This is a genomic window from Paraburkholderia sp. SIMBA_027, from assembly GCF_046535315.1.
GTDB lineage: Bacteria > Pseudomonadota > Gammaproteobacteria > Burkholderiales > Burkholderiaceae > Paraburkholderia > Paraburkholderia tropica.
In genome coordinates this window covers 1-269 of sequence record NZ_JAWRWY010000654.1, presented here as the reverse complement: position 1 = coordinate 269, position 269 = coordinate 1, and the positions used below count along the sequence as shown (strand labels likewise).

1 protein-coding gene is annotated in these 269 nt (G+C 61.3%); it reads right to left on the bottom strand.

The features are described from left to right. Positions 1-66: 66 nt before the first annotated feature. Positions 67-269 (bottom strand): hypothetical protein (locus SB764_RS40630; RefSeq protein ID WP_410866848.1); only part of this gene is annotated, 203 nt, incomplete at its 5' end.

Genomic DNA, 269 nt, shown 5'->3' with positions numbered 1-269 from the left:
GACCATAACACCGGATGCAATCTTGGGGGCGAAAAAAGTCCGCTTTGAATTTAGTGTTACAAAGTCTCAGGCCCGCGCAGCACGCTTTTCCACACTCCGTGCCTCTGGCGTACGTTCCTCGAGCACACCGCTACCCGCGCCTAATGCGCGAACCGTCCACCCCGCATTTCGCCAGGCCTCGGCGTCCAGGACGTTGCGTGCGTCCAGCACCATTCGACGTCGTACGAGCGCCCCGGCCTCAGAAGGCGACAGGGCGGCGTATTCGTTCC